The organism is Pseudomonas sp. UV AK001, from assembly GCF_046097675.1.
Classification (GTDB): Bacteria; Pseudomonadota; Gammaproteobacteria; order Pseudomonadales; family Pseudomonadaceae; genus Aquipseudomonas; species Aquipseudomonas kribbensis.
On sequence record NZ_JBJUVZ010000002.1, the window covers coordinates 400,751 to 423,195 of the forward strand.

A 22,445-nucleotide genomic window follows, 5' to 3' on the forward strand; every position below is an offset into this window, starting at 1 on the left:
CGCTCCCACAGGGTCAGTGGTGACCTTGTGGGAGCGAGCTTGCTCGCGATTGGGGGCAACTCGGTATCAAGCCTGGTGGCTGATCCGGCCATCCACCAGGGTGTAACGCACCACACCCGGCAGGCTGTGGCCGAGGAACGGGCAGTTCTCGCCTTTCGACAGCCAGCTCTCGCCGGCCACGGTCGAAGCCTTCGGATCGAACAGCACGATATCCGCCGCGCCGCCCACTGCCAGCTTGCCTGCCGGCAGGCGCAGGGCCTCGGCCGGGCCGGCGCTCAGGCGGGCCAGCAGGGTCGACAGATCCAGCAGACCATCCTCGACCAGCGTCATCGCCAGCGGCAGCAGCAGTTCGACGCTGCTGATGCCCGGCTCGGTCGCGCCGAACGGTGCCAGTTTGGCATCGCGCTCATGGGGCTGGTGATGGCTGGAAATCGCCGAAACCACCCCGGACTTCACCGCTTCACGCAGACCGTCGCGATCGGCGCGGGTGCGCAGCGGCGGTTGCACGTGATACAGGCTGCTGAAGTCGATCAGCGCTTCATCCGTCAGGATCAGCTGATACAGGGCGACATCCGCCGTGACTTTCAGGCCACGGGCCTGGGCTTGGGCAATCAGCGCAACGCCACGAGCGCTGGTCAGTTGACTGAAGTGCGCGCGTACGCCGGTCTGCTCGACCAGCAGCAGGTCCCGGGCCAGGGCCACTGTTTCAGCGGTTTCCGGGATACCCGGCAGGCCGAGGAAACTGGCGGTGGCGCCTTCGTGGGCCAGGCCGCCGTCGGCGAGGTCGTGATCCTGCGAGTTGAAAATCACCGTCAGGTCGAACGTTGCCGCGTAGTCCAGCGCCCGGCACAGGGTGCGGGTGTTGCGGAAGCTCTCCAGACCGTTGCCGAACGCCACGCAACCGGCGTCGCGCAGGGCAACGAGCTCGGCCAGTTGCTCGCCGTCCAGGCCTTTGCTCAGGGCGCCGATCGGGAACACCTTGGTGTTGCCGGCCTCGCGGGCGCGGTCGAGGATCAGCTCGGCCACGGCGGAGGTGTCGAGTACCGGTTTGGTCTTCGGCGGGCAGCACAGGCTGGTCACGCCGCCGGCCGCCGCAGCGCGGGTTTCGCTGGCGATGGTGCCTTTGCGGCTGTAGCCCGGCTCGCGCAGGGCAACGTTCAGGTCGACGAGGCCCGGAGCGGCGACAAGGCCTTGGGCGTCGATGGTTTCCACAGCGGTGAAGCCGGCCGGTGCCGCGCCGAGGGCTACGATCTTGCAGGCTTCAACGTGAATATCGGTGATTTGATCCAGGCCGCTGTTTGGATCGATGACGCGGGCGCCGAGAATGCTGAGCTTCACTGGGCGTTCTCCTGCTCGAATTGACGCTGCGCGGTTTGTCCGCTCATGGCCATGGACAGCACGGCCATACGGATCGCGATGCCGTAGGTGACTTGATTGAGGATCACCGAGTGCGGGCCGTCGGCCACTGCCGATTCGATCTCCACGCCGCGGTTGATCGGCCCCGGGTGCATGACGATGCAATCGGGCTTGGCGCCGGCCAGGCGCGCGGTGGTCAGGCCGAACAGGCGGTAGAACTCGCCCTCGCTCGGCAGCAGGCCGCCGGTCATGCGCTCACGCTGCAGGCGCAGCATGATCACCACGTCGACGTCTTTCAGGCCTTCGGTCATGTCGGTGTAGACCTTCACGCCGTATTGCTCGATGCCGATCGGCAGCAGGGTTTTCGGCGCGATCACGCGGATGTCCTGGCAACCGAGGGTTTTCAGGGCGAGCATGTTCGAGCGCGCCACCCGCGAGTGCAGGATGTCGCCGACGATGGCCACCGAAAGGTTTTCGAAGCTGCCCTTGTGCCGACGAATGGTCAGCATGTCGAGCATGCCCTGGGTCGGGTGGGCATGACGGCCGTCGCCGCCGTTGATGATCGCCACCTGCGGGCAGACATGCTCGGCGATGAAGTGCGCGGCGCCCGAATCACCGTGGCGCACGACGAACATGTCAGCGGCCATGGCTTCGAGGTTGCGCAGGGTGTCGAGCAGGGTTTCGCCCTTGCTGGCCGACGAGGTCGATACGTTCAGGGTGATCACGTCCGCCGACAGCCGCTGGGCCGCCAGTTCGAAGGTGGTGCGGGTACGGGTGGAGTTTTCGAAGAACACGTTGCACACGGTTTTGCCGCGCAGCAACGGGACCTTCTTCACGGCCCGGGCACCGACTTCGAGGAACGAGTCGGCGGTGTCGAGGATTTCCGTCAGCAACTCGCGGCGCAGGCCGTCGAGCGAGAGGAAGTGGCGCAGCTGGCCCTGATCATTGAGCTGCAGCGGGCGCTTGGTATCTAGAGGCGTCATCGCGAAGGGGACTCTCAATAGGGCGGATTAAAGGGCAAGGTCTTGCAGTTCGAGGGCCAGCTCCGGGCCGGACAGCTTGACCCGTTCGTGGGCGGCCAGCGACAGGGTCGCGCCGACCACGTTCGGGCGGATCGGCAGTTCGCCGGCGTCCAGGTCCAGCAGGCAGACCAGCGTCACGCTGGCCGGGCGGCCGTAGTCGAACAGTTCGTTCATGGCGGCGCGGATGGTCCGGCCGCTCATCAGTACGTCATCGATCAGCACCAGATGCTGGCCTTCGATCTCGAAGGGCAGGGCGGACGGGCGCACTTGCGGGTGCAGGCCGTTCTGGCTGAAGTCGTCGCGGTAGAAGGAAACGTCCAGCGTGCCCAAGGGCGCGTCGCTGCCCAGCTCTGCGAGCAGGGCCTGGGCGACCCAGACACCGCCGGTGCGGATGCCGATGTAACGCGGTTCGCTGATACCACGCTGGGCAAGGTGCGCCTTGAGGCGTGTCGCCATCTGGCTGATCAGATCGGCGGGATTGGGCAGGCTCATGGTTGCTCCTTCTCGGGGTCGAGCCGGTTCTCGCGAACCGGGGCTCGGGTTGTAGCCAAAAGAAAAGCGCCGTAGCGCTTGTCAGGATTCAAACAGTGCGGTGTTTTCATCGAGCCAGCCCTGCAGCAGCAGGGCAGCGGCGATGGCATCCACCGGGTTGTCGCGGTAACTGCCCTTCTGTCCGCCGCGCACCAGTCGCTCGCCCTTGGCTTCGAAGGTCGTCAGGCGCTCGTCGTGGGTATAGAAGGGCAGGTTGTAGCGGCCGTTGAGGCGGCGGGCGAATTTCTCGGCGCGGGCACACATCTCGCTGGGCGTACCGTCCATGTTCAGCGGCAGGCCGACCACCACGGCGTCGGGTTTCCATTCCTTTATCAGGGCTTCGACCTGATTCCAGTCCGGCACGCCGTTCTGTGCCTTCAAAGTGCACAGTTCGCGGGCCTGGCCGGTAATCACCTGGCCGACCGCCACGCCGATCTGTTTGGTGCCGTAGTCGAAGCCGAGGATCAGGCGCAGGGCCATCAGGCGTGCCCTGCCTGGCTGGTCAGCAGATTGAGGTTGATCCCCAAGTGTTTGGCCGCCGCTTCCAGGCGCAGTTCGCTGCTGGTGTTGAACAGGATGTCGGCGTCGTACGGGCAGGTCAGCCAGGCGTTGTCGGCCATTTCAGCCTCCAGTTGCCCGGCTTCCCAACCGGCGTAACCGAGGGTGATCAGGCTTTTTGCCGGGCCGACGCCGTCAGCGATGGCGAACAGCACGTCTTGCGAGGTGGACAGTGCGAGGTCGCCGTCCAGCTCGACGGTGGCCTGGAACGTCTTGCCCGCTGGATGCAGGACAAAACCGCGATCGGTCTGCACCGGGCCGCCGATGAAGATCGGCACATGCTGGCACAGCGCTGGCGGATCGATGTCCGGGCGCAGTTGCTCGAGGATGTCGGCCAGATTCAGCTCTTGCGGTCGGTTGACCACCAGCCCCATGGCCCCATTGGCCGTGTGCTCGACGATGTAGGTCAAGGTGTGGGCAAAGTTCGGGTCGGCCATGTGTGGCATGGCGATCAGGAAGTGATGCTTGAGGTAGCTGGGGCTGACGTTTTTCATGTGCGGTAGTGTGGCGTTCAGGGGGCGAACTGACAAGCTGGAGCGGTCAAAAGATCGGCTCAGTTGCTGGACAACCGGTCGCCCCGGGCGAATTTCCAGGTGCGGATGATTTCCAGTCGGTCGATGTCCGACAGGTCGCCGGTAAACGGTGCGAAAGGCGCGGCCAGCCGCACGATGCGCTGCGCCGCCTGATCCAGCAGTGGCTGGCCGGAAGATTCCAGCACCAGCACTTCATACAGCGAGCCGTCGCGGTTGATCGACACCATCAGACGCAAATTGCCGTAAATCTGCTGGCGCCGGGCTTCTTCGGGGTAATTGAGGTTGCCGATGCGCTCGACCTTCTTGCGCCATTCGTCCTTGTACCAGGCGCCCTTGTCGCGCATGGTCGAGGCCGCGCTCAGGCGGTGGATGCGCGGGCGCTTGGCGTACAGCTGTTGTTCGTTGGCCAGTTCGGCTTCCAGGCTGGCGATGTCGCTGGAGAGCTGCGAGCTGTCGAAAGTCGGGGCGTCGACCGTCGGTTTGGTCTCGGTCCTGGCTTCTTCTTTTTTGGTCGGCGCCTTTTTCGGCTTCGGCGCGACGGTGGTCACCGCAGCCTTGGGCGCGGCTTCCTGCACTTCCGGCTTGGCGGCCGGTGGCGGGGTGACTTTCTTGACCTGATTGTCCTGGAACGGCGCGACCTCGGTGGTCTTGGGGATCGCCTTCTTGTCGAGGGTGCCGCTGCCTTCCTGGTTTTCCTGGGCGAGGAAATCGGCCTTCTTGGGCTTGGTCTCGCTCTTGAAGGTAGCGAGGGTGATTTCCAGGGTTTTGCTGATTTGCTTGGGCTCGACCATGGTGAATCCCACGCCGAGCAGCAGCGCCAAATGGATCAGCGCCGCGAGAAACAGGGTAAATCCGAGGCGATCGACCGGGCGCACGCCGCGGTGGGCGAGTTCAGCAGGCAGATCGGACGGAAGTGTCATGACAGAAAAACCAACATCGCGTTTTTAAAGGCACGGCATGATAACGCAATGTTGGTTTTTAGCTGCAAGCGGCTAGCTTCAAGCGACAAGCTGCACACCACAGGCTTCAAGCTTGCGGCTTGCGGCTCGTAGCTTGCAGCTTGCTTTCAATGGCATCCATCAGCATCCCGCCGATGTCGGTGCCGAAGGCATTGTCGATCTCGCGGATGCAGGTCGGGCTGGTGACGTTGATTTCGGTCAGGTGCTCGCCGATCACGTCGAGGCCGACGAACAGCAGGCCCTTCGCGCGCAAGGTCGGGCCGACCTGAGCGGCGATCCAGCGATCCTTGTCGGTCAACGGACGGGCTTCGCCTCGACCGCCGGCGGCGAGGTTGCCACGGGTTTCGCCCTGGGCCGGAATCCGCGCCAGGCAGTAATCCACCGGCTCGCCATCGATCATCAGGATGCGCTTGTCGCCGTCCTTGATTGCCGGCAGATAGGCCTGGCCCATGATCTGCTGGGTGCCGAGGGCGGTCAGGGTTTCCAGAATCACCGACAGGTTCGGATCGCCGACGCGGTGACGGAAGATCGAAGTACCGCCCATGCCGTCCAGCGGCTTGAGGATCACGTCGCCATGCTTGGCGGCGAACTCACGCAGCACGTCGGCGCGGCGGCTGACCACGGTTGGCGGCGTGCACTGCGGGAACAGCGTAGCGAACAGTTTCTCGTTGCAGTCGCGCAGGCTCTGCGGTTTGTTGACCACCAGTACGCCGGCGGTTTCGGCCTGTTCGAGCAGGTAGGTGGAGTAGACGAATTCCATGTCGAACGGCGGATCCTTGCGCATCAGGATCACGTTCAGGTCGCTGAGCAGTGAATCCTGTTCGGCGCCCAGTTCGAACCATTTTTCCGGGTTGGCGAAGACTTTCAGCGGCTTCATCCGCGCCCGGGCCTGACCTTCGCCCTGATAAAGGTCCTTCTGTTCCATGTAGAACAGTTCCCAGCCGCGCTTCTGCGCCGCCAGCAGCATGGCCAGCGAGCTATCCTTTTTATAGGAAATGCTGGCGATTGGGTCCATGACTATCCCGACGCGAACGCTCATTGGGTTTTCCTCGAAAATTGGCTACCGGATCGGTATGAAAAAAGTGCCGCCAGAGTGGCTCCGGGCGGGTTTTCGGTCAAGGAAAAACCCGTCGATAGATTGCGTCAGGAGACTGTGCTAAAAAGGCTCCCAGCCGTGTTGGCCCTTGAACATCAAGGGTTTCCAGCCATCAGTCATCGCAAAACGGACAAATTGATTCGCAAAGGCGACGGTAGAGCCCCCTTATGGAACAGCAGTCCAGCGCCTTGAAGGTCATGGTGATCGACGACTCGAAAACGATTCGTCGCACCGCCGAGACCCTGTTGAAAAATGCAGGGTGCGAAGTCATCACGGCGATCGACGGTTTCGACGCCCTGGCGAAGATCGCCGACAACCACCCCGGGATCATTTTTGTCGACATCATGATGCCGCGTCTGGATGGTTATCAGACCTGCGCTTTAATCAAGAACAACAGTGCCTTCAAGGCAACACCGGTGATCATGCTGTCGTCCCGCGACGGGCTGTTCGACAAGGCCAAGGGGCGGATTGTCGGTTCCGATCAATTTTTGACCAAGCCTTTCAGCAAGGAAGAACTGCTCGACGCGATTGCGGCCCATGTTCCGGGCTTTGCCGCTGATTTGCCGCAGTAAGACACGCACAGTGACGCTCGGCCAGCGGGCCCGGTGTCGACAAGAAAAAATGGGGAAGACCATGGCACGTATTCTGATCGTCGATGACTCGCCGACCGAAATGTACAAACTGACCGGGATGCTGGAAAAGCACGGCCACGAAGTGTTGAAAGCCGAAAACGGCGCCGACGGCGTGGCCCTGGCCCGTCAGGAAAAACCCGACGCGGTGCTGATGGACATCGTCATGCCCGGACTCAACGGTTTCCAGGCGACCCGCCAACTGACCAAGGACGCTGAAACCAGCCACATTCCGGTCATCATCATCACCACCAAGGATCAGGAAACCGACAAGGTCTGGGGCACTCGCCAGGGCGCCAGGGATTACCTGACCAAACCGGTCGACGAAGACACGCTGATCAAGACCCTGAACAACGTGCTGGCCGGTTGATCGCGCCGCCATGAGCGAGTCGCTGACCGCGTTCGAACTGCTGTGGCAGATCGACCAGCGCTGTCGCCTGCTGGCGGCGGACCTGCCGTCGCAACCGGCGCGCCAGGATCGCTGGAGCGGCATCGGCTTTCGCCTCGGCGAGCACTGGTATGTCGCGCCGATGGGCGAAGTCAGCGAAGTGCTGCCCGAACCGCGCTTCACCCAGATGCCGGGGGTGAAGCCCTGGGTCAAGGGCGTCGCCAATCTGCGCGGGCGGTTGCTGCCGATCATGGACCTGTGCGGATTCTTCGGCCATGAGCTGTCACCGATGCGCAAGCAGCGGCGGGTCTTGGTCGTGGAGCATCAGGACGTGTTTGCCGGGGTGCTGGTCGATGAGGTTTTCGGCTTGCAGCACTTCGAGCAGGACAGCTTCGAACCCGTCTCGATCCGCAAGCGGCAAGGCTCCAAGGGCGAGTTCGTCAAAGGCTATTTCCGGCGCGAGCAGAACTGGCGGGTTTTCAGCCTGTTTGCGCTGGCGCAGTCACCGAGTTTCATGCACGTCGCGGTTTAACAGGCGAGGACCGATGATCAAAGCAAAAACCAGCAAGCCCGCAGAAGGCTCGCGCAGCCGCTCGCAGATCATCGTGCTGTTCATCGCGCTGATCGTGTTCATCATGCTGCTGTTCGCCAATTTCGCTTACCTCAACACCCAGGCCAACTACGACAAACAGTACATCGGTCACGCCGGCGAGCTACGGGTGCTGTCCCAGCGGATCGCCAAGAACGCCACCGAAGCCGCCGCCGGCAAGGCCGCCGCGTTCAAGTTGCTTAGCGACGCGCGCAACGATTTCGCCCAGCGCTGGGGTTATCTGAAGAAGGGCGACCCGGCCACCGGCCTGCCGCCGGCACCGTCCACCGTGCGCCCGGAAATGCGCGCCGTGCAGCTGGACTGGGAACGCCTGCTGAAAAACACCGACGCCATCCTGTCCAGCGAACAGACTGTGCTGTCGCTGCATCAGGTCGCCGCGACCCTCGCCGAAACCGTGCCGCAGTTGCAGATCGAATACGAAAAAGTCGTCGAAATCCTCCTGCAACGCGGCGCCCCGGCGGCGCAGGTGGCGATGGCCCAGCGGCAATCGCTGCTGGCTGAAAGGATTCTCGGCGCGGTCAACACCGTGCTCTCCGGCGATGAAAACTCGCAACAGGCCGCCGATGCCTTCGGCCGTGACGCCACACGTTTTGGTCAGGTGCTCAACGGCATGTTGCAAGGCAACCCGACGCTGAAGATCAGCCAGGTCGAGGACCGTGATGCCCGTGCGCGTCTGAGCGAAATCGCCGAGCTGTTCCAGTTCGTCTCCGGTTCGGTGGATGAAATCCTCGAAACCTCGCCGGAGCTGTTCAAGGTCCGCGAGTCCGCCACCAACATCTTCAGCCTGTCGCAGACCCTGCTCGACGAAGCTTCGCACCTGGCCACAGGTTTCGAAAACCTCGCCGGCGGGCGCAGCACCGACACCATCGGCGGCTACGTGCTGGGCCTGCTGGCACTGGCGTCGATCATCCTGATCGGCATGGTCATGGTCCGGGAAACCAATCGTCAGCTGCGCGAGACCGCCGAGAAGAACGAGCGCAACCAGAACGCGATCATGCGCCTGCTGGACGAAATCGAAGACCTCGCCGACGGCGACCTGACGGTGACCGCCTCGGTGACCGAAGACTTCACCGGAACCATCGCCGACTCGATCAACTATTCCGTCGACCAGTTGCGTGACCTGGTGGCGACCATCAACCTCACCGCCGGCCAGGTTGCCGCCGCGGTGCAGGAAACCCAGGCCACCGCCATGCACCTGGCCCAGGCCTCGGAGCATCAGGCCCAGCAGATTTCCGAAGCCTCGACCGCGATCAACGACATGGCCCAGTCCATCGACCAGGTGTCGGCCAACGCTGCCGAATCCTCGGCGGTGGCCGAGCGTTCGGTGGAAATCGCCAACAAGGGCAACGAGGTGGTGCACAACACCATCCACGGCATGGACAACATTCGCGAACAGATCCAGGACACCGCCAAACGCATCAAGCGCCTGGGCGAGTCGTCCCAGGAAATCGGCGACATCGTCAGCCTGATCGACGACATTGCCGACCAGACCAACATCCTTGCCCTCAACGCGGCCATTCAGGCGTCGATGGCCGGTGACGCCGGGCGCGGTTTCGCCGTGGTTGCCGACGAAGTGCAGCGACTGGCGGAACGCTCGTCCGCCGCCACCCGGCAGATCGAGACGCTGGTGCGGGCGATCCAGACCGACACCAACGAAGCCGTGATTTCCATGGAACAGACCACCACCGAAGTGGTGCGCGGCGCGCGGCTGGCGCAGGATGCCGGTGTGGCCCTGGAAGAAATCGAAGGCGTGTCCAAGACCCTCGCGGCGCTGATCCAGAGCATTTCCAACGCGGCGCAGCAGCAGACGTCTTCCGCCGGGCAGATTTCCCTGACGATGAACGTGATCCAGCAGATCACCTCGCAGACTTCGTCCGGCTCCACGGCCACCGCCGAAAGCATCGGCAACCTGACGAAAATGGCCAGCCAATTGCGGCGTTCGGTGTCCGGGTTCACCTTGCCGGCGGCGGCAACGCCCGCCACGGGCAAGGCGTGAGGCCTGCGGGCGAGATCATGTCGAGCGGAGTGGTTATGGGCGACCGGCACGACTACGTGGCCCTTGAATGGGTCAAGGGCGAAATTGCCGAAACGCTGAGGCAGGCGCATCAGGCCATCGAAGCCGTGCTCGACGATCCGCAGTCGGTGCCCGGGCTGGACGAGTGCCTGGCATGCATCCATCAGGTCCACGGCAGTCTGCAGATGGTCGAGTTCTACGGCGCGGCCTTGCTCGCCGAAGAGATGGAGCATCTGGTCGAAGCCCTGCAGAACGACCGCGTCAGCCACCGCGACGAAGCCTTGCACCTGCTGTTGCAGGCCTTCGGCCAACTGCCGACCTACCTCGACCGCGTGCAAAGTGCTCGCCGTGACTTGCCGCTGGTGGTGCTGCCGTTGATCAATGATCTGCGCAGCGCCCGGGGCGAAAGCCTGTTGTCCGAGACCAGCCTGTTCAGCCCGCAATTGCCGGAGTTGCCGCCGCTGAGCCCTGAAGCACTGGCCCTGCTGGAACCGGCGGAACTGCCCAATGTGCTGCGCAAGTTGCGGCAGATGTTGCAGATGGCGTTGGTAGGCCTGCTCCGCGAACAGGACGACCAGACGCACCTCGGTTACCTGAGCAAGGTCTTCACTCGCCTCGAAGCCTTGAGCGGCGAGGCCCCGTTGAGTCCGTTGTGGCAAGTCGCCTCGGCACTGGTAGAAGGCATGCGCGAAGGGCGGATTGCCAACAGCCCGGCCCTGCGCAGCCTGTTCAAGGACGCCGATAAGGAACTCAAGCGCCTGCTCGAACAAGGCATGGCCGGCCTCAACCAACCACCGCCGCCCGAGCTGTTCAAAAGCCTGCTGTTCTACATTGCCAAAGCCGAACATCCCACCGGGCAGATGCTGACCATGAAAGATCGCTACTCTCTGGACGACGCGTTGCCCGACAGCGCGATGGTCGACGAAGAACGCGCACGCCTGGCCGGCCCCGACCGCGATGCCATGCGCTCGGTGCTCGCGGCGTTGTGCGAAGAGCTGGTGCGGGTCAAGGAGCGCCTCGACCTGTTCGTGCGCAGCGACCGCCAGCACACCTCGGATCTGGACAGCCTGCTGGCGCCGCTGCGTCAGATCGCCGACACCCTCGCGGTGCTCGGTTTCGGCCAGCCGCGCAAGGTCATCATCGATCAGCTGGCGGTGGTGCTCAGCCTCGCTCAGGGCCAGCGCGAACCGAACGACGCCACGCTGATGGATGTCGCCGGCGCCTTGCTCTACGTCGAAGCGACGCTGGCCGGGATGGTCGGCACGGTGGAACCGGAGAGCCCGGAAGACTCGCGCCTGCCCACCACCGACCTGACGCAGATCCACCAGATCGTGATCAAGGAAGCACGCATCTGCCTGCAACAGGCCAAGGACATGATCGTCGACTACATCGACGCCGACTGGGATCGCCAGCAACTGCAACCGTTGCCGGCGCTGCTGACCCAGGTGCGTGGCGCGCTGGCGATGATTCCGTTGACCCGTGCGGCGAGCCTGCTGGAAGCCTGCAACGGTTTCATCCGCGAGCACCTGCTGCTCGATCCCCACGAGCCGGGCTGGCAGCAACTGGACAACCTCGCCGATGTCATCACCAGTCTCGAGTATTACCTCGAACGCCTGACCGATGACCCACAGGCACCGGGCGAGCAATTGCTGGATGTCGCGCAGAAAAGTCTGGCCCGTCTCGGCTACTTTCCTGACGAGCCGCCCAGCGAGCAGCATGTACCCGTGCTCGAGGATGTGCTCAGTCCCAGCGAAGCGCTGGTGATGCAGGACCTGCAGGAACTCGATGACCCGCAAATCGCCCAGTCGCTGGCCGATGTGCTGGCCAGCCCGGTGTCGGCAGTCAACCCGCCCGCGTTGACCACGCCCGGCAGCCTGCTGCCGCCGCCCGCCGATGAAGAACCGGTGGACGACGAGTTGCGTGAAGTGTTCCTCGAAGAGACCGAGGAGGTACTCGATGTGCTGCGTGACTACCTGCCGCGCTGGACCGCCGATCCGCAGGACCGCGCAGCCCTGAGCGAACTGCGCCGGGCCTTTCACACCCTGAAAGGCAGCGGACGCATGGTGCGGGCGCTGGTGCTCGGCGAACTGGCCTGGGCGGTGGAAAACCTGCTCAACCGTGTGCTGGAGCACAGCGTTGAACCGGCGCCGGCGGTGCAGCAATTGCTGGCCGATACGCTGCTGTTGCTGCCGGACCTGATCGCCGAATTCGCCATCAATGGTCAGCGTCAGCGTCAGGATGTCGATCACCTCGCGGCCCGGGCCCACACCCTGGCCAAGGGCGACACGCCGCTGCCGGCCGAAGACGTGGAAGACGTCGCGGCGCTCGATCCGCTGCTGCTGGAGATTTTCCGCAACGAAGCCGAAACCCACCTCGCCAGCCTCAACCGCTTCCTCGATCAGGCCGCCGAACACGTGCCGTTGCAGGCCAGCGATGAATTGCAACGTGCGCTGCACACCCTCAAGGGCAGTGCGTCGATGGCCGGCGTATTGCCGATCGCCGAACTGGCGGCGCCGCTGGACAAACTGGCCCGGGAGTTCAAGGCCCACCAACTGGCGCTGGACCTGGACGAAGTTGAATTGCTGCTGGAAGCCGAGGGCCTGTTCCGCGTCGGCCTGCGCCAGCTCAAGCACGACCCGCTGGCACCGATTGTCGGTGCGCAGTCGCTGATCAAACGTACTGAAACCCTGCTGAGCGAACGCCTCGAATCCATCCTCAATGCACCGAGCAGCGCCCTGCGGGTCAAGCGTGATCCGCAACTGATCAACAACTTCCTCGCCCAGGGCATGGACATCCTGCTCGACGCCGAAAACCTCTTGCAGCGCTGGCAGCAGCATCCCGGCGAGCGCCAGGAGCTCAGTGCGCTGCTGGATGAACTGACGACCCTTGGCGAGGCCGCGCACTTGGCGGATCTGCTGCCGGTGGACGTGTTGTGCGAAGCCTTGCTGGATTTGTATGGCGCGGTGGAAGAAAGCAGCCTGGCGGTCAGCGAGCGGTTTTTCCATGAGGCGCAGCAGGCCCACGAAGCGCTGATCAACATGCTCGACGAACTGGCCGCCGGCCAGGAAATTACCCCGCAACCCCAGCGCATCCGTGCGCTGCACGAACTGCTCGACGACGGTCTCGACCCGTCGGCCATGGGCCTGATCCGCAGCGACGGCAGTCGAACCCTGAGCATTTCCGAGCTAGGCAGCGCCACTGCCGAACTGCAAAAAAGCACCAACGCAATCGGCGCGGATGACGAGATCGTCGAGATCTTCCTCGAAGAGGCGGTGGACATCCTCGACAGCGCCGGGCAAGCCTTGCAGCGCTGGTTGAACGACCCGGAAAACGGCGCGCCGCTGTCGTCGCTGCAACGGGATCTGCACACCCTCAAGGGCGGTGCGCGGATGGCCGAGGTCGAGGCGGTCGGCGACCTGGCCCAGGAGCTGGAAAACCTTTACGAAGGACTGGTGGATCGCCGCTATAACCACAGTGACTCACTGGGCCGACTGTTGCTGCAAAGCCATGAGCGCCTGGCGTTGTTCCTCGATCAACTGCATGACCATCAGCCGCTGAAACCGGCGCCGGACCTGATCGACGCGATCCGCCAGTTCCGTCAGGGCCAGGCCGGCAGTCCCGAGACGCCGCCGGAGGCCGCCAGCCATGAAGGCGCAGGGCACGACCCGGAGCTGCTGGAAATCTTCCTCGAAGAAGGTTTCGACATCATCGAAAACTCCGGCGCCGCGCTGCTGCGCTGGCAGGCCGAACCCGGCAACCGCCAGGAAGTGGAAACCCTGCTGCGCGATCTTCACACCCTCAAGGGCGGCGCGCGGATGGTGGAAATCGGCCCGATCGGCGACCTCGCCCATGAGCTCGAATACCTTTACGAAAGCCTGTCCTCCGGCACCCTGCAAAGCAGCGTCGAACTGTTTGCCCTGTTGCAGCGCGGCCATGACCGGTTGGCGCAGATGCTCGATGCGGTGCGCGCCGGCCAGCCATGCCCGCCGGCGGATCGACTGATCAGCGCGATCCAGAATTTCAGCCACCCGGTGGCGGTGGAAACGCCCGCGCCGATATTGCCGGTGCCCTTGAAGACCGAACCCGCCGCGCCCGCTGCGGAGGCCGGCGCGGACATGGTCAAGGTCTCCGCCGAACTGCTGGATGAACTGGTCAACCTTGCCGGCGAAACCTCGATTTTCCGTGGGCGTATCGAGCAGCAAGTCAGCGATGCGCAGACCGCCCTGAACGAAATGGAAACCACCATCGAGCGCATGCGCGACCAGTTGCGCCGGCTCGACACCGAAACCCAGGGGCGGATCCTCAGCCGTCAGCAAGTGGACGCCGAACGCCTGGGCTACGAAGAATTCGATCCGCTGGAAATGGATCGCCATTCGCAGTTGCAGCAGCTGTCACGGGCGCTGTTCGAATCCGCCTCCGACCTGCTCGACCTCAAGGAAACCCTCGACCGGCGCACCCACGACGCCGAGAACCTGTTGCAGCAACAGGGCCGGATCAACACCGAATTGCAGGAAGGCCTGATGCGCACGCGCATGGTGCCGTTCGAGCGCATGCTGCCGCGACTCAAGCGCATCGTCCGTCAGGTGGCCGAAGAGCTGAACAAGGACGTGGCGTTCACCGTCGGCAACGCCGAAGGCGAGATGGATCGCAACGTGCTCGAACGCATGGCGGCGCCGCTGGAACACATGCTGCGCAACGCCGTTGACCATGGTCTGGAACCGGCCGACGTACGATTGGCGGCGGGCAAACCAGCTCAAGGTCAGATATCCCTCGACCTGTCCCGTGAGGGCAGCGACATAGTTTTCGACATCCGCGACGACGGCGCCGGTGTGCCGCTGGACGCGGTGCGGCGCAAGGCGATCAAGCGCGGCCTGCTGGCGCCGAACGCGGAAATCAGCGACCGCGAAGTGTTGCAGTTCATCCTCCAGCCGGGCTTCTCCACCGCCGAGAAAATCACCCAGATTTCCGGGCGCGGCGTGGGCATGGACGTGGTCCACGAAGAAGTCCGGCAACTGGGCGGCACCATGAGCATCGACTCGGTGCCGGGGCAGGGCGTGCATTTCCGCATTCGCCTGCCGTTCACCGTGTCGGTCAACCGTGCGCTGATGGTGCAGTGCGGCGAGGATCAATACGCGATTCCGCTGAACACCATCGACGGCATCGTCCGCGTCCTGCCGAATGAACTCGACGGGCATTTCCGTCACGATCCGCCGCGTTACGAGTACGGCGGCCAGCGTTATGAACTGTGTTATCTGGGCGAGCTGCTGAAAACCGCGCCACGGCCGAAACTGCTCGGCCAGAGCCTGCCGCTGCCGGTGCTGCTGGTGCAGTGCAACGACCGGCACATCGCGGTGCAGGTCGACGCCATGGCCGGCACCCGGGAGATCGTGGTCAAGAGCCTCGGCCCGCAGTTCGCGGCGGTGCAGGGCGTGTCCGGGGCAACGATTCTCGGCGATGGCCGGGTGGTGCTGATCCTCGATCTGCTGGCGCCGATCCGTGCGATGCAGGCGCGGTTGCCGCAGCGTCCGGCCGGTCACGAAATCGAGAGCGAACCGCAGAAGCCGTTGCTGGTGCTGGTGGTCGACGACTCGGTCACCGTGCGCAAGGTCACCAGCCGCCTGCTCGAACGCCACGGCATGAACGTACTGACCGCCAAGGACGGGGTCGACGCCATGCTGCTGCTCGAAGAACACATGCCCGACCTGATGCTGCTCGACATCGAAATGCCGCGCATGGATGGCTTCGAAGTGGCGACCCAGGTGCGCCACGATGAACGCCTGCAACACCTGCCGATCATCATGATCACCTCGCGCACCGGGCAGAAACACCGCGACCGCGCCATGGCCATCGGCGTCAACGACTACCTCGGCAAGCCGTACCAGGAATCGGTGCTGCTCGAAAGCATTGCCCTGTGGAGCAAAAAACATGCATGAGCGGCGTCATAACCAACGCAGCAGCCAACTCACCGGGCTGTTGCTGCCGCTGGCTGATCGAAACCTGATCCTGCCCAACGTCGCCGTCGCCGAACTGATCGACTATCAGTCCAGCGCCTTCGATCTCGATACACCGCCGTGGTATCTGGGCCGGGTGACCTGGCGCGAGCGGCAGATTCCGCTGCTGAGTTTCGAGTCGGCGTGCGGCAACAAGATCGTCATCGGCGAACGGGCACGGATCGTCATCCTCAACGCCCTCGGCGGATTGCCGACGCTGCGCTTCATTGCCTTGCTGGTGCAGGGGATTCCACGCTCGTACAAGCTCGACAGCCAGTTGAGTTATGTCGACGTGCCGCTGTGTGCGCTGGAGCAGGCGGCGGTGCAGGTGGGGGAACAGGTGGCGAAGGTGCCGGATCTGTTGGCGCTGGAGACGTTGTTGGTGGATGCGGGGCTGGTTTAGACGCTTAGCCCTCACCCCAGCCCTCTCCCGGAGGGAGAGGGGGCCGACCGAGGTGTCTGGCGCTATCCATCGACCTGAAAAAAACAGTCGATTATGGATTCGGTAAAGCAAGATCAGGTCGGCGAAACTCTCCAATATTCCCCAATCGGTCCCCTCTCCCTCCGGGAGAGGGCTAGGGTGAGGGGGGCTCTTGATCGTTACTCCAGGCGTAACGATCACACGCCGCGCTTGATTGATGCCCCCACCCGACACTCCTAAGGTAGCTCCACGACAGCGAACCCCGTGGAGTGAGCATGACAACAACAATTTCCCCCGACTCGCGCTGGACGCGGCGGCGCGACGAGAAGCAGCGGCGCCTCGACAAGGTGCGCGGGCTGGCCGACGGTGCGGTGTTGCCCACCGACAGGATCGTCGCGGCGCTTGAGGCGCTGATCCTGCCCGGCGACCGTGTGGTGCTGGAGGGCAACAACCAGAAGCAGGCGGATTTCCTTTCCCGTGCTTTGGCCAAGGCCGACCCTGAAAAGCTCCACGACCTGCACATGATCATGCCCAGTGTCGGTCGCTCCGAACATCTGGACCTGTTCGAACGCGGCATCGCCCGCAAGCTCGATTTCTCCTTTGCCGGCACCCAGAGCCTGCGCATCAGCCAGTTGCTCGAAGACGGGCTGCTGGAAGTGGGCGCGATCCACACCTACATCGAACTCTACGCCCGGCTGGTGGTGGACCTGATCCCCAACGTCGTGCTTTCGGCCGGGTTCATGGCCGACCGTGCCGGCAACATCTACACCGGCCCGAGCACCGAAGACACCCCGGCGCTGATCGAACCGGCGGCGTTCAGCGACGGCATCGTCATTGTCCAGGTCAATCAACTGGTGGACGACGTCAGCGAACTGCCCCGCGTGGACATTCCCGCGTCGTGGGTCGATTTCGTGGTGGTGGCGGACAAGCCGTTCTACATCGAACCGCTGTTCACCCGCGACCCCCGGCACATCAAGCCTGTGCACGTGTTGATGGCGATGATGGCGATTCGCGGGATCTACGAAAAACACAACGTGCAGTCGCTGAACCATGGCATCGGTTTCAACACCGCCGCCATCGAACTGATCCTGCCGACCTACGGCGAATCCCTCGGCCTCAAGGGCAAGATCTGCCGCAACTGGACCCTCAACCCGCACCCGACTTTGATCCCGGCGATTGAAAGCGGCTGGGTCGAAAGCGTGCACTGCTTCGGCACCGAACTGGGCATGGAAAACTACATCGCCGCCCGTCCCGACGTGTTCTTCACCGGCCGTGACGGCTCGCTGCGTTCCAACCGGATGTTCTGCCAACTGGCCGGGCAATACGCGGTGGATCTGTTCATCGGAGCGACCCTGCAAGTCGATGGCGATGGCCATTCTTCAACCGTTACCCGAGGCCGCCTCGCCGGTTTCGGCGGCGCACCGAACATGGGCCACGACCCGCGCGGCCGGCGTCACGGCACCCCGGCGTGGCTCGACATGCGCCATGACGATTCGCAGCAACCGATGCTCGAGCGCGGCAAGAAACTCGTGGTGCAAATGGTCGAGACCTTCCAGGAGGGCGGCAAACCGACCTTCGTCGAAACCCTCGACGCGGTGGAAGTAGCGAAGAAAAGCGGCATGCCGCTGGCACCGATCATGATCTACGGCGACGACGTCACCCACCTGCTGACCGAAGAAGGTATCGCCTACCTGTACAAGGCGCGTTCGCTGGAAGAGCGTCAGGCGATGATCGCCGCCGTTGCGGGTGTCACTGCCATCGGCCTGCGCCACAACCCGAAAGACACCGAACGCATGCGCCGCGAAGGGCTGATCGCCTTGCCCGAAGACCTCGGCATCCGCCGTACCGACGCCACTCGCGAATTGCTCGCGGCGAAGAGCGTGGCCGATCTGGTCGAGTGGTCCGGCGGCCTCTACAACCCGCCCGCCAAGTTCAGGAGCTGGTAATGCACGCACTCAACCTGAAAGCGAAACCTGTTTCCTTGGCTGACCGGTTAGCGGACCTGGCCGTGGATGCGCTGATCGACGAGGCCGACCTGTCGCCGAAACCGGCGCTGGTCGACCGTCGCGGCAACGGTGCGCACACCGACCTCCACCTGGGATTGATGCACGCCTCGGCGCTGGCGTTGTGGCCGGCGTTCAAGGAAATGGCCGAGGCCGCGCTGGAGTTTGGCGAGGTCGGCTTGCCGCTGCGCGAAGCCATTGGCCGCATCGGCCGGGAAGGCGAACAAGCGATGCTCGCCACCACCCACGGCGTGAACACCCATCGCGGGGCGATCTGGGCCTTGGGCCTGCTGGTCACGGCCGCTGCGCTGGACACGAAATCCACCAGCGCTGGCGCCGTTGCTCTGCGCGCCGCACGTCTGGCGTTGCTCGATGACCGTGATGCACCGCGTCCACTGAGCCATGGCGCGCAAGTCGCCCAACGCTACGGCGCTCGCGGTGCCCGGGAAGAAGCGCAACTCGGCTTCCCGTCCGTGGTGCAACGTGGCCTGCCACAGCTCAAACGTAGCCGCGCCGCCGGCCATGGCGAACAGAACGCCCGGCTCGATGCCTTGCTGGCGATCATGACCGACCTCGCCGACACCTGCGTGCTGTACCGCGCCGGCGAACCGGGTCTGCACGCCATGCAGCACGGCGCCCGAGCGGTGCTCGACTCCGGGGGCAGTGCCAGCCTTACCGGTCGCCGCCGCCTGCACGAACTGGATCAACAACTCATCGCATTGAATGCCTCGCCCGGTGGCGCCGCCGACTTGCTCGCCGCCACGCTGCTGCTCGACCGTATCGAGCGCGACGGCATCCTTCAGGGAGCGTTTTGATGGAAACCTTATCCTTTGAATTCCCCGCCGGGCAGCCGCCACGCGGTCGGGCGCTGGTCGGTTGTGTCGGCTCGGGCGATCTGGAAGTGCTGATCGAACCGGGCCTGGCCGGCAAGCTGACCATCAATGTGCAGACCTCGGTCAACGGCGCGCAGCAGCGCTGGCAGCATCTGTTTGCGCGGATGTTCGACGGCACCACGCCACCGGCGATGGCCATCGATATTCATGATTTCGGCGCGACCCCCGGTGTGGTTCGTCTGCGTCTGGAACAAGGTTTCGAGGAGATCGGCCATGACTGACACCTCGGCACTTTTGCACAAACACAGCTTCGTCGAACTCGGCGCACGGCAGCGGGCGAAAGCCTTGCTCGACGCCGGCACCTTTCGCGAACTGCTCGACCCGTTCCAACGCGTCATGTCGCCATGGCTGGAACGCCAAGGCGTGGTGCCGCAGGCCGATGACGGTGTGGTGATCGCCAAAGGCAGCCTCGACGGTTTGCCGGTGGTGATCGCCGCGATTGAAGGCGCGTTTCAGGGTGGCAGCCTCGGTGAAGTCGGCGGCGCCAAAATCGCCGGCGCGCTGGAACTGGCCGCTGAAGACAACCGCAAAGGCATCCCGACCCGCGCCATCCTGCTGCTGGAAACCGGCGGCGTGCGCTTGCAGGAAGCCAACCTCGGGCTGGCGGCGATTGCCGACATCCACGCAGCGATTGTCGATCTGCAGCAGTACCAACCGGTGGTCGGCGTGGTCGCCGGCAGCGTCGGTTGCTTTGGCGGCATGTCGATTGCCGCCGCCCTGTGCAGCTACTTGCTGGTGACCCAGGAAGCACGCCTCGGCCTGAACGGCCCGCAGGTGATCGAGCAGGAAGCCGGGATCGAGGAATACGACTCCCGCGACCGGCCGTTCATCTGGAGCCTGACCGGCGGCGAGCAACGTTTCGCCAGCGGTCTGGTGGACCGTTATGTCGCCGATGACGTGGCGCAGATTCGCCAGCAGGTCGGCGAGTTGTTGCAACAAGGCCTACCGGCGCAACCGCGCAGTCAGCGGGCCGAGTGGTTTCTGCAACGCCTGACGAGCCTGGACACTGACAAGCAAATCGAGCCTTCGGTGGTTCGCGATCTGTATCAAGGAGAGCGCTCATGAGCGGTTATTCCATGCGCGGTTTGAACTGGTTCAACGCCTTGAGTGCCGGGGCGAATGCCGTTGAGGGTTTGCCGCCATCGCTGAAGGTCGCTGACGGGGCACTCGGGCGTTTTATCGCCGTGGTCGCCGATCCGCAAAACCGTTTCCCTCGCGCTCGCAACGGCGAAGTCGGTTTGCTCGAAGGCTGGGGCCTGGCCAAGGCTGTGGATGATGCGATCACCGCCGACCAGGACAAAACGCAAAAGCGCCCACTGATCGCCATCGTCGATGTGCCGAGCCAGGCCTATGGCCGCCGCGAAGAAGCCCTCGGCATTCATCAGGCTCTGGCTGGTTCGGCGGACGCTTATGCCCGCGCTCGCCTGGCCGGGCATCCGGTGATTGCACTGCTGGTGGGCAAGGCCATGTCGGGGGCGTTTCTGGCTCATGGTTATCAGGCCAACCGCTTGATCGCCCTGCGTGATCCGGGGGTGATGGTGCATGCGATGGGCAAGGCGTCGGCGGCGCGGGTGACCTTGCGCAGCGTCGAAGAGCTGGAAGCCCTGGCCTCCAGCGTGCCGCCGATGGCCTATGACATCGACAGTTATGCCAGCCTCGGATTGCTCTGGGAAACCCTGTCGGTGCAGCAGATCGAACAGCCGACAGCGGAGGATCTGGCGCGAGTCGGCGAATGCCTGAAGCAGGCCATCGGCGATATTGGCGCGACGGATTTGAGCAACCGTCTCGGCGCTAAAAATCGCGAAGCCTCAAGCCGCGTGCGTGAACTGCTGAGGGCGCAGTGGTGAACAGCGTTCTCGCCCACGATTTGCTGTGGGGCATGACGCCAGCGCAGTTGCCGGCGGATGCGCCGCAGTGGGCAATTGATTCGCTGGCGGCCGGGCAACCGGTGGTGGTGCGGCGGGCGGTGAGTGAAGACGGTTTCGTGGCGATGGGCGTGCGCGGTCGGTTGCGCGAGCAGCGGCTGGCGGCGTTCATGTCTGCCGATTCGATTACTTGTCGGGTCAGTCCCGAAGCGCTTTGTCATGTTGACAGCGAGCGTGATCTGCCAGTCATGCAGGCGCTCCGACAACTGCGGCCGGTGCTCGATGATTGTGGTTGGATCTGGGGCGTCAGTGGCAGTGTCGGGTTTGAATTGGCCAGCGGTTTTAAAGCGATGCACGAGACCAGCGATCTCGATCTGATCCTGCGTACACCGCAACTCATCACCCGTAATCAGGCACGCAAACTGGTCGCGGTTTTCGATCAGGCGATCTGCCGGGTCGACCTGCAATTGCAGACGCCGTTGGGTGCCGTCGCCCTGCGCGAATGGGCCGGGAACGCTTCGCGGGTGCTGCTGAAAAACGCCCATGAAGCCTGTCTGGTCAGCGATCCGTGGAATCCGCAGGAGCAGGCAGCGTGAGCAGCCTGCTGGTGTTTCCCGGCCAGGGCGCGCAGCAGCCCGGCATGCTCCAGCGTTTGCCTCGGGAAACGTTGATCGAGGCCTGCGATAGCCTCGGTGAGGATGTCTTGCGCCTGGATTCCAGCGAAGCCTTGCGCAGCACCCGGGCGGTTCAGCTTTGCTTGCTGATCGCCGGCGTCGCGGCCTCGCGGCAGTTGCTGAGGGACGGACTCACCGCCGATTACGTCGCCGGCCTGTCCATCGGTGCCTACCCGGCAGCGGTGGTCGCCGGCGCGTTGAGTTTCAGCGATGCGTTGCATCTGGTCAGCCTGCGCGGCGAGTTGATGCAGCAGGCTTATCCACAGGGCTTCGGCATGACCGCGATCATCGGTCTGCAATTATCCACAGTCGAAACGCTGCTGGCGCAGGTGCACGGCGCAGAAACACCGGTGTACCTGGCCAATATCAACGCCGATAACCAGGTGGTGATTGCCGGTAGCGACAAGGCGATGCAAGCGGTCGCCGAGCTGGCCCGCAGTCGTGGCGCCGGGCTGGCAAAACGTCTGGCGGTCAGCGTGCCGTCGCACTGCCCGTTGCTGGATGAACCTGCGCAAACACTCGTCGAAGCCTTCGCCAAGGTAGAACTGAAATCACCAAAAATCGCTTACCTGAGCGGCAGTCGCGCGAGGCCTGTGACCAAGGTAGAAGCGCTGCGCGACGACCTCGCCTTCAATATGTGCCGCGTGGTGGACTGGCGCGGCACCGTGCAAAGCGCCTACGAGCGCGGCGTGCGACTACAGATCGAACTGCCGCCCGGTGCGGTGCTGACCGGGCTGGCGCGCCGGGTGTTCGAGCAGGGGACTGTCACTGCCTTCGACAGTGCCCGGCTCGACACCTTGCAGGCGCTGTTGCGTGAAGAGGAGGGCCGCCGACTCTAGACCGCCGCGACTCAGGCTTCGAACAACAAAAACAACATTCGACGATGCACTTTGAGGACTACAA

The 22,445-nt window shown here is 63.8% G+C and carries 20 protein-coding genes; 13 read left to right on the top strand and 7 right to left on the bottom strand.

From position 1 onward, the window contains the following. Nucleotides 1-66: 66 nt before the first annotated feature. From ACKLNA_RS09905 to gshB, 7 genes are all read right to left on the bottom strand, one after another. A complete protein-coding gene (locus ACKLNA_RS09905) occupies nucleotides 67-1,338 on the bottom strand; it encodes a dihydroorotase (RefSeq protein ID WP_408985750.1) in 1,272 nt (423 codons plus the stop codon). Continuing rightward, entirely contained in the window at nucleotides 1,335-2,339 is a 1,005-nt protein-coding gene (locus ACKLNA_RS09910; RefSeq protein WP_025109148.1) for an aspartate carbamoyltransferase catalytic subunit, read from the bottom strand. Before ACKLNA_RS09910 ends, ACKLNA_RS09905 begins: the two co-directional genes overlap by 4 nt. A gap of 27 nt (nucleotides 2,340-2,366) precedes the next feature. Continuing rightward, complete coding sequence (pyrR, locus tag ACKLNA_RS09915; protein ID WP_085709078.1) at nucleotides 2,367-2,870, bottom strand: bifunctional pyr operon transcriptional regulator/uracil phosphoribosyltransferase PyrR; 504 nt, start codon at nucleotides 2,868-2,870, stop codon at nucleotides 2,367-2,369. Between the two features lie 81 nt (nucleotides 2,871-2,951). Next, on the bottom strand, nucleotides 2,952-3,389 hold the full coding sequence (gene ruvX / locus ACKLNA_RS09920; RefSeq protein ID WP_085709079.1) for a Holliday junction resolvase RuvX: 438 nt from the start codon (nucleotides 3,387-3,389) through the stop codon (nucleotides 2,952-2,954). Then, nucleotides 3,389-3,961 (bottom strand): YqgE/AlgH family protein, encoded by a 573-nt coding sequence (locus ACKLNA_RS09925; protein ID WP_134828394.1) that lies wholly within the window; start codon nucleotides 3,959-3,961, stop codon nucleotides 3,389-3,391. Before ACKLNA_RS09925 ends, ruvX begins: the two co-directional genes overlap by 1 nt. Before the next feature lie 59 nt (nucleotides 3,962-4,020). After that, a complete protein-coding gene (locus tag ACKLNA_RS09930; protein WP_192552493.1) occupies nucleotides 4,021-4,920 on the bottom strand; it encodes an energy transducer TonB in 900 nt (299 codons plus the stop codon). A 106-nt stretch (nucleotides 4,921-5,026) separates the two neighbouring features. Continuing rightward, entirely contained in the window at nucleotides 5,027-5,998 is a 972-nt protein-coding gene (gshB, locus tag ACKLNA_RS09935; RefSeq protein ID WP_408985751.1) for a glutathione synthase, read from the bottom strand. Between the two features lie 224 nt (nucleotides 5,999-6,222). Between gshB and pilG the strand changes: the two genes are divergently transcribed. From pilG to mdcH, 13 genes are all read left to right on the top strand, one after another. Further along, on the top strand, nucleotides 6,223-6,627 hold the full coding sequence (gene pilG / locus ACKLNA_RS09940) for a twitching motility response regulator PilG (RefSeq protein ID WP_085709083.1): 405 nt from the start codon (nucleotides 6,223-6,225) through the stop codon (nucleotides 6,625-6,627). Nucleotides 6,628-6,688: 61 nt separating this feature from the next. Continuing rightward, nucleotides 6,689-7,054 (top strand): twitching motility response regulator PilH, encoded by a 366-nt coding sequence (gene pilH / locus ACKLNA_RS09945; RefSeq protein ID WP_011336365.1) that lies wholly within the window; start codon nucleotides 6,689-6,691, stop codon nucleotides 7,052-7,054. Nucleotides 7,055-7,064: 10 nt separating this feature from the next. Beyond that, nucleotides 7,065-7,604 carry a chemotaxis protein CheW gene (locus ACKLNA_RS09950; protein ID WP_085709084.1) on the top strand — a complete coding sequence of 180 codons (540 nt, stop codon included), beginning with the start codon at nucleotides 7,065-7,067 and terminating at the stop codon, nucleotides 7,602-7,604. Between the two features lie 13 nt (nucleotides 7,605-7,617). After that, nucleotides 7,618-9,678, top strand: a complete 2,061-nt coding sequence (locus ACKLNA_RS09955; protein WP_085709085.1) for a methyl-accepting chemotaxis protein — start codon at nucleotides 7,618-7,620, stop codon at nucleotides 9,676-9,678. 35 nt (nucleotides 9,679-9,713) lie between these two features. Then, complete coding sequence (locus tag ACKLNA_RS09960) at nucleotides 9,714-15,629, top strand: Hpt domain-containing protein (protein ID WP_408985752.1); 5,916 nt, start codon at nucleotides 9,714-9,716, stop codon at nucleotides 15,627-15,629. After that, on the top strand, nucleotides 15,622-16,089 hold the full coding sequence (locus ACKLNA_RS09965; protein ID WP_408985753.1) for a chemotaxis protein CheW: 468 nt from the start codon (nucleotides 15,622-15,624) through the stop codon (nucleotides 16,087-16,089). The genes ACKLNA_RS09960 and ACKLNA_RS09965 overlap by 8 nt, the downstream gene beginning before the upstream one ends. A gap of 293 nt (nucleotides 16,090-16,382) precedes the next feature. Further along, complete coding sequence (gene mdcA / locus ACKLNA_RS09970) at nucleotides 16,383-18,053, top strand: malonate decarboxylase subunit alpha (RefSeq protein ID WP_085689631.1); 1,671 nt, start codon at nucleotides 16,383-16,385, stop codon at nucleotides 18,051-18,053. Then, nucleotides 18,053-18,925 (top strand): triphosphoribosyl-dephospho-CoA synthase, encoded by an 873-nt coding sequence (locus ACKLNA_RS09975; RefSeq protein ID WP_408985754.1) that lies wholly within the window; start codon nucleotides 18,053-18,055, stop codon nucleotides 18,923-18,925. Before mdcA ends, ACKLNA_RS09975 begins: the two co-directional genes overlap by 1 nt. Further along, nucleotides 18,925-19,224, top strand: coding sequence for a malonate decarboxylase subunit delta (locus tag ACKLNA_RS09980; protein ID WP_003229075.1), 300 nt, complete (start codon nucleotides 18,925-18,927; stop codon nucleotides 19,222-19,224). Before ACKLNA_RS09975 ends, ACKLNA_RS09980 begins: the two co-directional genes overlap by 1 nt. Continuing rightward, nucleotides 19,217-20,068 carry a biotin-independent malonate decarboxylase subunit beta gene (locus ACKLNA_RS09985; protein WP_064380119.1) on the top strand — a complete coding sequence of 284 codons (852 nt, stop codon included), beginning with the start codon at nucleotides 19,217-19,219 and terminating at the stop codon, nucleotides 20,066-20,068. The genes ACKLNA_RS09980 and ACKLNA_RS09985 overlap by 8 nt, the downstream gene beginning before the upstream one ends. After that, nucleotides 20,065-20,850: a biotin-independent malonate decarboxylase subunit gamma gene (gene mdcE, locus ACKLNA_RS09990; protein WP_408985755.1), complete on the top strand. Its 786-nt coding sequence runs from the start codon at nucleotides 20,065-20,067 to the stop codon at nucleotides 20,848-20,850. Before ACKLNA_RS09985 ends, mdcE begins: the two co-directional genes overlap by 4 nt. Further along, the gene (locus ACKLNA_RS09995) at nucleotides 20,844-21,464 is read left to right on the top strand and encodes a malonate decarboxylase holo-ACP synthase (RefSeq protein WP_408985756.1); all 621 of its coding nucleotides are present in this window, start codon (nucleotides 20,844-20,846) and stop codon (nucleotides 21,462-21,464) included. The genes mdcE and ACKLNA_RS09995 overlap by 7 nt, the downstream gene beginning before the upstream one ends. Then, nucleotides 21,461-22,381, top strand: a complete 921-nt coding sequence (mdcH, locus tag ACKLNA_RS10000) for a malonate decarboxylase subunit epsilon (RefSeq protein ID WP_408985757.1) — start codon at nucleotides 21,461-21,463, stop codon at nucleotides 22,379-22,381. The genes ACKLNA_RS09995 and mdcH overlap by 4 nt, the downstream gene beginning before the upstream one ends. The last annotated feature ends 64 nt before the right edge of the window (nucleotides 22,382-22,445 follow it).

Coding starts and splice junctions, on each gene's coding strand:
- ACKLNA_RS09910 (WP_025109148.1), bottom strand. CDS start 2,339: ATGACGCCTCTAGATACCAAGCGCCCGCTGCAGCTCAATGATCAGGGC.
- pyrR (WP_085709078.1), bottom strand. CDS start 2,870: ATGAGCCTGCCCAATCCCGCCGATCTGATCAGCCAGATGGCGACACGC.
- ruvX (WP_085709079.1), bottom strand. CDS start 3,389: ATGGCCCTGCGCCTGATCCTCGGCTTCGACTACGGCACCAAACAGATC.
- ACKLNA_RS09925 (WP_134828394.1), bottom strand. CDS start 3,961: ATGAAAAACGTCAGCCCCAGCTACCTCAAGCATCACTTCCTGATCGCC.
- ACKLNA_RS09930 (WP_192552493.1), bottom strand. CDS start 4,920: ATGACACTTCCGTCCGATCTGCCTGCTGAACTCGCCCACCGCGGCGTG.
- gshB (WP_408985751.1), bottom strand. CDS start 5,998: ATGAGCGTTCGCGTCGGGATAGTCATGGACCCAATCGCCAGCATTTCC.
- pilG (WP_085709083.1), top strand. CDS start 6,223: ATGGAACAGCAGTCCAGCGCCTTGAAGGTCATGGTGATCGACGACTCG.
- pilH (WP_011336365.1), top strand. CDS start 6,689: ATGGCACGTATTCTGATCGTCGATGACTCGCCGACCGAAATGTACAAA.
- ACKLNA_RS09950 (WP_085709084.1), top strand. CDS start 7,065: ATGAGCGAGTCGCTGACCGCGTTCGAACTGCTGTGGCAGATCGACCAG.
- ACKLNA_RS09955 (WP_085709085.1), top strand. CDS start 7,618: ATGATCAAAGCAAAAACCAGCAAGCCCGCAGAAGGCTCGCGCAGCCGC.
- ACKLNA_RS09960 (WP_408985752.1), top strand. CDS start 9,714: ATGGGCGACCGGCACGACTACGTGGCCCTTGAATGGGTCAAGGGCGAA.
- ACKLNA_RS09965 (WP_408985753.1), top strand. CDS start 15,622: ATGCATGAGCGGCGTCATAACCAACGCAGCAGCCAACTCACCGGGCTG.
- mdcA (WP_085689631.1), top strand. CDS start 16,383: ATGACAACAACAATTTCCCCCGACTCGCGCTGGACGCGGCGGCGCGAC.
- ACKLNA_RS09975 (WP_408985754.1), top strand. CDS start 18,053: ATGCACGCACTCAACCTGAAAGCGAAACCTGTTTCCTTGGCTGACCGG.
- ACKLNA_RS09980 (WP_003229075.1), top strand. CDS start 18,925: ATGGAAACCTTATCCTTTGAATTCCCCGCCGGGCAGCCGCCACGCGGT.
- ACKLNA_RS09985 (WP_064380119.1), top strand. CDS start 19,217: ATGACTGACACCTCGGCACTTTTGCACAAACACAGCTTCGTCGAACTC.
- mdcE (WP_408985755.1), top strand. CDS start 20,065: ATGAGCGGTTATTCCATGCGCGGTTTGAACTGGTTCAACGCCTTGAGT.